The 8,775-nt window shown below is 60.4% G+C and carries 9 protein-coding genes; 6 read left to right on the plus strand and 3 right to left on the minus strand.

What is annotated here, in order from left to right:
- The first annotated feature begins 108 nt into the window (after nucleotides 1-108).
- The 6 genes from ABI171_RS06190 to ABI171_RS06215 all read left to right on the plus strand — a co-directional run bounded on the left by ABI171_RS06190 (nucleotide 109) and on the right by ABI171_RS06215 (nucleotide 5,311).
- On the plus strand, nucleotides 109-735 hold the full coding sequence (locus ABI171_RS06190; RefSeq protein WP_348091723.1) for an AraC family transcriptional regulator: 627 nt from the start codon (nucleotides 109-111) through the stop codon (nucleotides 733-735).
- A gap of 40 nt (nucleotides 736-775) precedes the next feature.
- Entirely contained in the window at nucleotides 776-2,713 is a 1,938-nt protein-coding gene (locus ABI171_RS06195; protein ID WP_348091724.1) for an aspartyl protease family protein, read from the plus strand.
- A 92-nt stretch (nucleotides 2,714-2,805) separates the two neighbouring features.
- Nucleotides 2,806-3,231 (plus strand): GNAT family N-acetyltransferase, encoded by a 426-nt coding sequence (locus ABI171_RS06200; RefSeq protein WP_348091725.1) that lies wholly within the window; start codon nucleotides 2,806-2,808, stop codon nucleotides 3,229-3,231.
- A 149-nt stretch (nucleotides 3,232-3,380) separates the two neighbouring features.
- A complete protein-coding gene (locus ABI171_RS06205) occupies nucleotides 3,381-3,674 on the plus strand; it encodes a YciI family protein (RefSeq protein ID WP_348091726.1) in 294 nt (97 codons plus the stop codon).
- Between the two features lie 70 nt (nucleotides 3,675-3,744).
- The gene (locus ABI171_RS06210; RefSeq protein WP_348091727.1) at nucleotides 3,745-4,710 is read left to right on the plus strand and encodes a Gfo/Idh/MocA family oxidoreductase; all 966 of its coding nucleotides are present in this window, start codon (nucleotides 3,745-3,747) and stop codon (nucleotides 4,708-4,710) included.
- Between the two features lie 172 nt (nucleotides 4,711-4,882).
- Nucleotides 4,883-5,311 carry a TOBE domain-containing protein gene (locus ABI171_RS06215; protein ID WP_348091728.1) on the plus strand — a complete coding sequence of 143 codons (429 nt, stop codon included), beginning with the start codon at nucleotides 4,883-4,885 and terminating at the stop codon, nucleotides 5,309-5,311.
- A gap of 88 nt (nucleotides 5,312-5,399) precedes the next feature.
- On the opposite strand, the gene ABI171_RS06220 is transcribed toward ABI171_RS06215, so the two are convergent.
- The 3 genes from ABI171_RS06220 to ABI171_RS06230 form a co-directional block, all read right to left on the minus strand.
- Nucleotides 5,400-5,816: a hypothetical protein gene (locus ABI171_RS06220; protein ID WP_348091729.1), complete on the minus strand. Its 417-nt coding sequence runs from the start codon at nucleotides 5,814-5,816 to the stop codon at nucleotides 5,400-5,402.
- 91 nt (nucleotides 5,817-5,907) lie between these two features.
- Nucleotides 5,908-6,399, minus strand: coding sequence for a hypothetical protein (locus tag ABI171_RS06225; protein WP_348091730.1), 492 nt, complete (start codon nucleotides 6,397-6,399; stop codon nucleotides 5,908-5,910).
- A 71-nt stretch (nucleotides 6,400-6,470) separates the two neighbouring features.
- Nucleotides 6,471-8,444 carry a phospholipase C, phosphocholine-specific gene (locus ABI171_RS06230; protein WP_348091731.1) on the minus strand — a complete coding sequence of 658 codons (1,974 nt, stop codon included), beginning with the start codon at nucleotides 8,442-8,444 and terminating at the stop codon, nucleotides 6,471-6,473.
- Nucleotides 8,445-8,775 lie beyond the last annotated feature (331 nt).

Raw genomic sequence — 8,775 nt, forward strand, 5'->3', positions numbered from 1 at the left:
AGTCAATAAAAACGGCTACCTTTACCCTTTTGCGGCGAGGCTGATGTGAGTGCGACCTGTTTTAGTCCGGTACCCTGTCAATTACAATTCCAGCGCGGCGACCATCTCATGCCGCGCCATCGGCATGACGCCAGCTACCTGGCGCTGGTCCTCTCCGGCAGCTATGAAGAAGCCGGCGATCGCGGCCGCTTCCAGGTCGGCGCAGGCGATATCGTGGTGCATGGCGCATTCGAGGCGCACCTCAACCGCTATCTCTCCGCCAGCTCGCTGATACTGAACATTCCCCTGAATACCTGGCAAGAACCGGCAGCGCCTTTAATGCGGATCGCCGATCCGGATACCGCGGCGCGGCTGGCTGAACGCGATCCGCGCGAGGCAGCGGCTTTCGTGCTGTCCACCATGTGCGCCGCCCCCTTGCCTGCGGCCGACTGGCCGGAGCAGCTGGCCGCCGACCTGGCGCGAGATCCGCACCTGAGACTGCAGCACTGGGCACAGGCGCAGGGCCTGGCCGACGCCACCGTTTCACGCGGCTTTCATAAAGTGTTCGGCGTCAGCCCGTCGGCCTATCGCGCGCAACTGCGCGGACGGCTAGCCTGGCGCCGCATCGTCGGCGGTGAGAAATCGCTGCCGGATATCGCCATCGATTGCGGCTTTGCCGACCAGTCGCACATGACGCGCACGGTGTTTGCCGTCACCGGCCGCTCGCCGGGAGCGTGGCGCAGCGAGGTCAAATAGGTTCAAGACACGGCCGCCGCCGGTGCGCCATCATCTGGCCATGAAAACACCAAAATCTTCGATCGCGCAGGACCGTAGCCGGCATCTCAATCTCAACGCCATAGTGCTGGGGTGTGTCTTGGCATGCGCAGTTCCTTTGCACGCGGCAGAGAGTACCGCCGGCGCGCCGGCTTCCGACAGCGCCCAGTCGCGTGACGCCACACAACTCAATGTCAGCCACATTCTTGCCGCCAACCGGGCCGCTGCCGGCGGCGACGCCTGGCAAGGCAAAGCGACGCTGCGCGCGCTGTACGATTATCGCGGCAACAGCCTGAGCGGTACGGTCACCTCGCTTGCCGATACCCGCAACGGCTGGTTCATCGACGCCTACGATACCGGTCCGACCAGCGGCGCCGGCGGCTTCGACGGCACGCTGCCATGGATGCGCGACCAGTCCGGCGCGGTAACGCCGGAAGAAGGCGGCGACCGCATCCAGCTGGCCGTCAATGAAGCTTACCGGAACGCCAATACATGGTGGCGCAAGGATCGCGGCGGCGCAAAAATCAGCAGCATCGGTCTCTGGCACGACGGCGACCGCAGTTATGCGGTGCTGCAGGTTTTTCCTCAAGGGGGCAAGCCGTTTGAAGCCTGGTTCGACCGGCAATCGCATTTGCTGGCCAGGGTGGTCGAAGTGCAGCTGTTCCTGACCATCACCACCAGCTATGCCGATTACCGCGCAGTCGACGGCGTGATGCTGGCCGGCAGCGTCAAGATCGATAGCGGCACCGGCGGCGAGCCGGAACTGCAAACGCTCAGGCAAGCCACATTCCTGGCGGCGCGCCCGGCAAGTGCCTATGCTGCGCCACCATGGTCACGCAGCAATCTGAGTCTGCCTGGCGGCAGCACCACCATTCCGTTCGAACTGTTCAACAACCACGTCTTCGCCAGCGTGTTCATCAATGGCAAAGGGCCGTTCCGCTTCATCTTCGATACCGGCGGCCATAACATCCTGACGCCGGCAACCGCCGCGGCATTGGGCCTTAAACCTGAAGGTGATGCCCAATCCGGCGGCGCCGGCGAAAAAACCGTCAGCACCGGCTATGTCAAAGTCGACAAGATACAAGTCGGCGCCATGACCATGCGCGACACGCCTGCCTTCGTACTGGACTTCAGTTCAGCCAGCGTCGAAGGTTTTGCGGAAGAAGGCATGATCGGCTTTGAAGTGTTCCGCCGCTTCGTCACCACTTTCGACTACGGCGCCCAGACCATCACCTTGACCGATCCCGCCAGCTTCTCGCCCGCAACCGCAGGCACGCCGGTGCCGTTCAAGTTCTACGATCACAATGTACAGGTGGCCGGCACCGTGGACGGCGTACCCGGCCGCTTCAATATCGATACCGGCTCGCGTTCCGAAGCGACGCTGACCAAACCCTTTGTCGACAGATACAAATGGCGCGAGACGCATCCGCACGGCGCATTGGCCATCGACGGCTGGGGCGTGGGCGGTCCGTCGCGCTCGTACGTGGTGCGCGGCAGCGAACTGACGTTGGGCGGCGTGCGACAGGAAAACCTCATCAGCAGCCTGGCCCAGCAAGACAAAGGCGCATTTTCCGACGCCAATTTCGAGGCCAACATCGGCAGCGGCTTCATGAAGCGCTTCGTCGTCACCTTCGATTACGGCCACCAGGTCATGTACCTCAAGCCGCGTGCGACGCCGGTGCCCGACATCGCTGTGTTCGACCGTTCCGGCATGTGGATCAATGCCGGCGACCAGGCTTTCGATGTAGTCGATGTCACGCCGAACGGACCGGCGGCAGCCGCCGGCTTGCAGATCGGCGACCAGATCGTCGCCGTCGATGGCAAACCGGTGATCGCCACCGACCTGTCTGCGTTCCGCAGCCGCCTGCGCAACGATCCGGCAGGCAGCACGGTCAAGGTCTCGATCCGGTCCGGCGCCGACAAGCGCGAACTCCGGATCACCCTGCGCGACCAGCTTTGACTCAGCGGCGGCGGTACTTCACGGCGACTGCAATCGGCGATACAGTGGCGTCTCGGCATTGATGATTTTCTTCATGCAAAGGGAGGCTGCACATGGAATGGGTTTACGAGCAATCCGCAATCGACTGGGGCGCGCTGTCGCATCTTTACAAGATTGCGCCCCTTGGCGACAAACACCCGGACGATCTGAAGCTGGCCTTTTCCAACAGCCTGTACAAATGTTTCATCTTCGATCAAGGTGTGCTGGTGGGCGTCGGCCGGGCGCTGGCCGATGGCGTCGATTGTTCCTATATCTGCGATGTCGCGGTGCATCCCGAGTTCCAGGGAACCGGGCTGGGCAAAGCCATCATCGCGCAGCTCAGAGACTTCTCCGCCGGCCACAAGAAGATCATTCTCTATGCGGTTCCAGGTAAAGAAGGATTTTACAAAAAGCTGGGATTCAAGCGCATGAGCACCGCCATGGCGATTTTCAAGAACCAGGAACGGGCGCTGGAGGCCGGGCTGGTGAATGAAACATAAGATTGACCATCAGCTTGGAGCCTGTCGAAGCAAGCCCTGCTCGCCGATTCCACATCCCGGCTTGTGACAGACAAAACCATATACGGCTTTTTCTGGCATCAAGGTTTTCGCATACTGGAGGCGTTACATCAACCTCTGGAGAAAACCTCATGTACATCCTGAACATCAGCTATAGCCAGCCACCTGCGGCCGTCCAGCCGCATATCCCCAGCCACGGCGCCTGGGTCAAACAGCATATCGACGATGGCAGCTTCCTGTTTGCCGGCCCCAAGAAGAGCGGCCTGGGCGGCATCATCCTGACCGGCGCCATGCCGAAACCCGCTTTACTGGCGCTACTAGCCCAGGACTCCTACGTGCAGGCCGATGTGGTCGATTACCAAGTGGTCGAATTCGACTGCAAGATCGCTGCGCATGCTCTGCAAAGCCTGCTGGCTACAGCATGAATCATGTCTGGTTGCCATCCCTGATTTGCGCTATCGTTCCACCTTGGCGACAACTCACTCAGGGACACAAATGATTCGTTGGGCAATAGTAGGGAGCGGCGGTATCGCCGAGCGCTTCGCCGATGACTTTCAATATGTGCGGGGCGCTGAACTGGCCGGTGTATTTTCACGGCGGCCGGAATCCGCGCAAAAATTCGCCGCGCGCTTCAAGCTGGCGCACAGTTACGCCAGCCTGGATGCATTGCTGGAGGCCGATATCGATGCGGTGTATATCGCCACGCCTCATATAGAACACCCTTCCTATGCAATTGCCTGTCTCCAGGCCGGATTGGCGGTGCTGTCGGAAAAGCCGGCCGCACCCAATCTGGCGCAGCTGGAATCGGTGCTGGCGGTTGCCGAGCAACATAAAGTGCTGTTCATGGAAGCCATGAAGCCGGCCTTTTATCCGCTTTACCGGCAAATCAAGATGCTGCTCGACGACGGTGCAATCGGCGAAGTCAATTTTGTCGATGCCGGCTTCTCTTACCTGTTCCATGACCGTGCGCACAAGGTGTTCGATCCAGCCCAGGCCGGCGGCAGCTTGCTGGACGTCGGCATCTATCCAGCTTTTCTTGCCTGCGACTTGCTCGGGCCGGCCTTGCAAGTCAAGGCGCTGCTGGATATCGGCGCCAGCGGCGTTGATGAAGCGGCGGTGGTCAGCACCCGGCACGCACATGGCATGTCGAATTTCTTTTGCGGAATGCGCAGCGCCAGCGACGGCCGTGCAATGATCGGCGGTAGCAAGGGGCATCTGGTGATCGAAGGAAAATGGTGGAATCCATGCAAGGCATTGCTGGTCCGCGAGTCTGGCGTCAGCGACATCTTGTCGGCAGCTTATCTGGGCGATGGTCTCTGCCATGAAACCCAGCATTTCACGGACCTGCTGCGCGATGGGAAGACCCGTAGCGAGATCATGCACTTCGATTTATCGCGCGCCATGATCCGCACCCTGGACATGGCCCGCGCAGATGCCGGCTTGCGCTTTCCTTTCGAGTGACGAGTGAGGCGGAACGCCCTGTTACGGATCCCTGCCGCCAGGCAGGGGCACGCTGCGCGCTCAGTGACTAGACAACAACTGTGAACGTCGGCCGCGCGCATTGGGGTATGATAAAAGTCCCTTTTTCCAGGTCCTCAAACCTGGCGCTCGATACGAAACCAAGGAGTTGAACATGCTGACCAGTGCACGCAATGAATTCGCCGGCAAGGTAACCGCCATCCATCCAGGCGCGGTGAACGACGAAGTCGAGCTGACGCTCGCGGGCGGCGACCGCATCGTCGCGATGATTACCCGCGAAAGCACCAAGTACCTGGATTTGAAGACCGGCTCGGAAGCGCTGGCGCTGATCAAGGCGCCATGGGTGATCCTGTCGAAGCCGGACGCCGGTATCAAATTCTCAACCCGTAACCGCCTGGACGGCACGGTGAAAGCGGTCAAACCCGGCGCGGTGAATGCGGAAATCGAAGTCAGTCTCAAGGGCGGCGAAACGCTAGCCGCGATCATCACCCAGGAAAGCGTGCAGGCGTTGGGCTTGACAGCCGGCAGCCAGGTGGTGGCGATTTTCAAGGCCTCGCACGTGATCATCGGCGTCAAAGCCTGATGTCGATCAACGGTTTGTTGCAGCGGCCGGCGGCCACGTTGTAATGCGGGCCGCCGACGTCATGTATGCGGCGCGATGGCAATCCGGTTTATTTGCCGAAGGTTTTGTTTTGCCGAATCACGTCGTCGCCATTCAAGCGTGCCAGCGTTTGCTCGATCAGGCAGTATTTCCGGGTATTTTCCCTTTCCACCGCGACCGTCTGCTTGTCGGCGAACAGCGAACAATCCAGCAGAATCTTCTTTTTCCACAGCACGTAGTCATCCGCGAACTGCTGCTTTTCGGCGACCGGTAAAACTCGCACGGTGGCCGTGTGCGAATCGGCGGCTGCCTTGGTTTGCGCATTCAATTCATCGCTCAGGCATGCCGACTTGGATTCACTGCCGGCATCGGCCGCGGTATAGCAAGCCTGGAACCGGTTGGAAAACTCGTGACTGGCGGAGGCCGCGCTCGCCATCGCGGACGTCAGCGCCAATGCTGCAACAATCGCAAGAAAATAGCGTTTCATGAGCGTACCCTCCGGGCTTTAAAAATCAAGGATAGCAGCAAAAACGGCGCGCTTCGCATTTCCATGTGCGCGGCCTGGACGCTTGTAACAGTTAATGGTTGGACGGATCGGGCAGCGCCGTTTTCATTTCCTCCGCCGCAGGCACTTCCACAGAGATGCGGCTTGCGCCCAGCACCTTGGTCTGCGACATCTGGCCGCAACGTAGCGCAACCGAGTTGCTGGCGATTTTTTCCAGCAACAGGTCGCCGTCAAAATTCTGCCCCTCGACCACGGTGAGCGAGCCGCGCTTGTCATTGTTGAATACGGCGATGCCGGCTTGCCGGTAGCCGCCCATCTCGACGCTGATCAAACGCCACGAATCGAGACGTCCGATCGAGCAATCTGATACTGTTTTATTTACTGCATCGCTTGTGCTCGGCCGCACCACCGCAACCGGAGATTCGGACGCAACGGCGCCTCCTCCTCCCGGAAGCACACCTATCTGCGAAGGCGATATCGGGTCAGGCATGGTCAGGTACACCAGCAATGCGATGAACGCACAGCCGGCGACGCCTATCCCGATTGCAAATGTCTTCTCATTCATTCTCTAGCCCACAACTTGCCGTCGGCCCGACGCTGCGGTTCACACAGCGCCAGGCTCAACCGCTCCCTGACTTACCAGCGCAGCACTGGTGGCCGCGTCAAACCCTGCTGGCCTTCAGTGTAGCCCACCATCGACTGCATGAAATTGCTGTCGCCGCCCAGAGTGATCTTCAGGTCGTACCAACCGTTGGTGGTGGTGAACTGGATGGTCGCGGTCTGCTTCGGCGCCACCGTGATGGTCTGGCTGCTGGTGCCGGCCGAAGTGATCCGGTCCAGCAGCGTGAACACCGCGGTATTGGTGGTGCCGCTGTTGTCGAACAAGATAGTCACGGTCTGACCGACACCGTTGTTGGTCAGTTGCACCTGCGGCTCCGGCTGGCCCTGCCATGCGGTGGCGCTGAGATAGCCTTTGAAGCGGCGATAGAACTGGTTCGGCGCCAGCAGTTCAAGGTCGTAGTAACCGTTGCCGTAGCTGATCACATGCCAGTAGTCGCGCGAGGTGGCGTTGGCGGCCATGGTATATATCCATGGATTGTCGGTGCGATAGTTGTCGACGTTGATCTGCAGCGGCGCCGGTTTGCTGCCGCCATTGCTCCAGTTGGTCCAGACCTGCTTGTTGGCCAGGTCTTGCGTCAGCCAGCCGTTGAGCTGGTAGGGTTGCACCCGCAACGGCTTCTGGCCTGCTTCGTAAGGCGGCATGACCGTATTGGCCGCCGGCGGCACCGGCTTCGGCAGGCTTTGCTGGCTGGTGGCCAGGGTCGCCAGCGCGGCGGTATTCGGCAGCACCGGAAAGGCAGCGTTGCTGACGCTGAAATCGAAGCAGGAGGTCAGGTCGCCGCAGATGTCGCGCCGCCACTGGCTGATGTTCGGGCAGGTGACGCCGGTCCATTTTTCCAGAAACTGGATGGTCGAGGTGTGATCGAACACTTCGCTGGCGACCCAGCCGCCGCGGCTCCAGGGCGAACAGACGATGGTCGGCACCCGCGAGCCGAGGCCGATCGGCACGCCGCTGACGAATTCGTTGACGGTGCCGGTTGGCGGCGTCGGCGTGGTGACGTGGTCGTAGAAGCCGCCATTCTCGTCATAGGTATAGATGAACGCCGTCTTGGCCCACACCGCCGGATTGGACGCCAGCGCTTGCAGGAACTGGTTCACATAATCGACGCCGACATTCGGCGAGCCGCTAGGGTGCTCGGACTTGGCTGCTGGCGCGACGATCCAGGAGACTGCCGGCAAAGTGTTGTTGGTGACGTCGCTCTGGAAGTCCGCCAGCACCCGGGTCTGGACGCCGTTGATGTACAACGGCGAACTGGTCGGCAGGTTCTGGAACTGCTTGAACCAGGCCAGCGCGTTGTCGTCGTAATTGTCGACCTCCTGGTACGTGCGCCAGCTGATGCCGGCCGCCTGCAACGCTTCCGGATAAGTCTGCCAGGTCAGCGAGCCATAGGTAAAGCCGTTGGTGGTGGCCGGGCCGCCGTTCAATCCCTGCGGATCGATAGTGCCGCTCATCAGGTACAGGCGGTTCGGATTGGTCGAGGTGCGCGCCGAGCAGAAATAGTTGTCGCACAAGGTGAAGGCATCGGCCAGCGCATAGTGATACGGCAGGTCGCTGCGCGTCATGTAGGTGTGCGAGTTCATACCCTTGTTGGGAATCCACTTGTCGCTGCGGCCCTTGTTCCAGGCGGCGGTGCCGGTGTTGAGGTCATGCGGCACATCCGACAGCCATTGCGCCGACGCCGTGCTGGAATTCAAGCGCCACGGCGTGTACAGGGCGCCGGTGCTGTCAGCCTGGCTGAAGACGTTGCGCGTGGTGGCCTGGATGGTGGCGGCGTGGTCGTCATTGAAGCCACGCGCGCCCTTGATGGTGCCGTAGTAATGATCGAAGGAGCGGTTCTCCTGGCAAAAGATGACAACGTGGCCGATCGAGCCCAGCGTACCGCTGACAGCGGGCGCCGCCAGCGCTTGCTGGACGGCCGGTGGCAGCATGGTCGCTCCCATCGCCGCGACAGAACCTTTGAGGAATTTTCTACGACTTGAGTGCGCCATGACATTTCCATAAAGAAAGAAAAACCAGACTCTATCGAGCATGTGTTACCTGCGCATGACCGGCGGGTTACGTATCGATGACGTTTGGCGAGGCGGAATAAGCTGCATTTCCCGAGTGCCGCACTGTTAGCGCAACCATGATGATTGCACTAGGTTTTCTAGTATGAATGCATCAAGATTCCGCGCGCCGCCGATCCTATACTCCTCAACTCAAGCAGTCTCGCGACAGCGGATAACACCCCGCGGACTGCTCCTGACAATTTCCTGAATGGGGCGTAAATGGATACCTACAACGACATCAACCACATCGAAAGCAATCCCGCCGTCCTGC

This window comes from Collimonas sp. (assembly GCF_039923675.1).
Taxonomy (GTDB): domain Bacteria; phylum Pseudomonadota; class Gammaproteobacteria; order Burkholderiales; family Burkholderiaceae_D; genus Collimonas.

What these genes read in the sequence shown, in the direction of transcription:
- ABI171_RS06190 (WP_348091723.1), top strand. Translation starts at nt 109, where the DNA reads ATGCCGCGCCATCGGCATGACGCCAGCTACCTGGCGCTGGTCCTCTCC.
- ABI171_RS06195 (WP_348091724.1), top strand. Translation starts at nt 776, where the DNA reads ATGAAAACACCAAAATCTTCGATCGCGCAGGACCGTAGCCGGCATCTC.
- ABI171_RS06200 (WP_348091725.1), top strand. Translation starts at nt 2,806, where the DNA reads ATGGAATGGGTTTACGAGCAATCCGCAATCGACTGGGGCGCGCTGTCG.
- ABI171_RS06205 (WP_348091726.1), top strand. Translation starts at nt 3,381, where the DNA reads ATGTACATCCTGAACATCAGCTATAGCCAGCCACCTGCGGCCGTCCAG.
- ABI171_RS06210 (WP_348091727.1), top strand. Translation starts at nt 3,745, where the DNA reads ATGATTCGTTGGGCAATAGTAGGGAGCGGCGGTATCGCCGAGCGCTTC.
- ABI171_RS06215 (WP_348091728.1), top strand. Translation starts at nt 4,883, where the DNA reads ATGCTGACCAGTGCACGCAATGAATTCGCCGGCAAGGTAACCGCCATC.
- ABI171_RS06220 (WP_348091729.1), bottom strand. Translation starts at nt 5,816, where the DNA reads ATGAAACGCTATTTTCTTGCGATTGTTGCAGCATTGGCGCTGACGTCC.
- ABI171_RS06225 (WP_348091730.1), bottom strand. Translation starts at nt 6,399, where the DNA reads ATGAATGAGAAGACATTTGCAATCGGGATAGGCGTCGCCGGCTGTGCG.
- ABI171_RS06230 (WP_348091731.1), bottom strand. Translation starts at nt 8,444, where the DNA reads ATGGCGCACTCAAGTCGTAGAAAATTCCTCAAAGGTTCTGTCGCGGCG.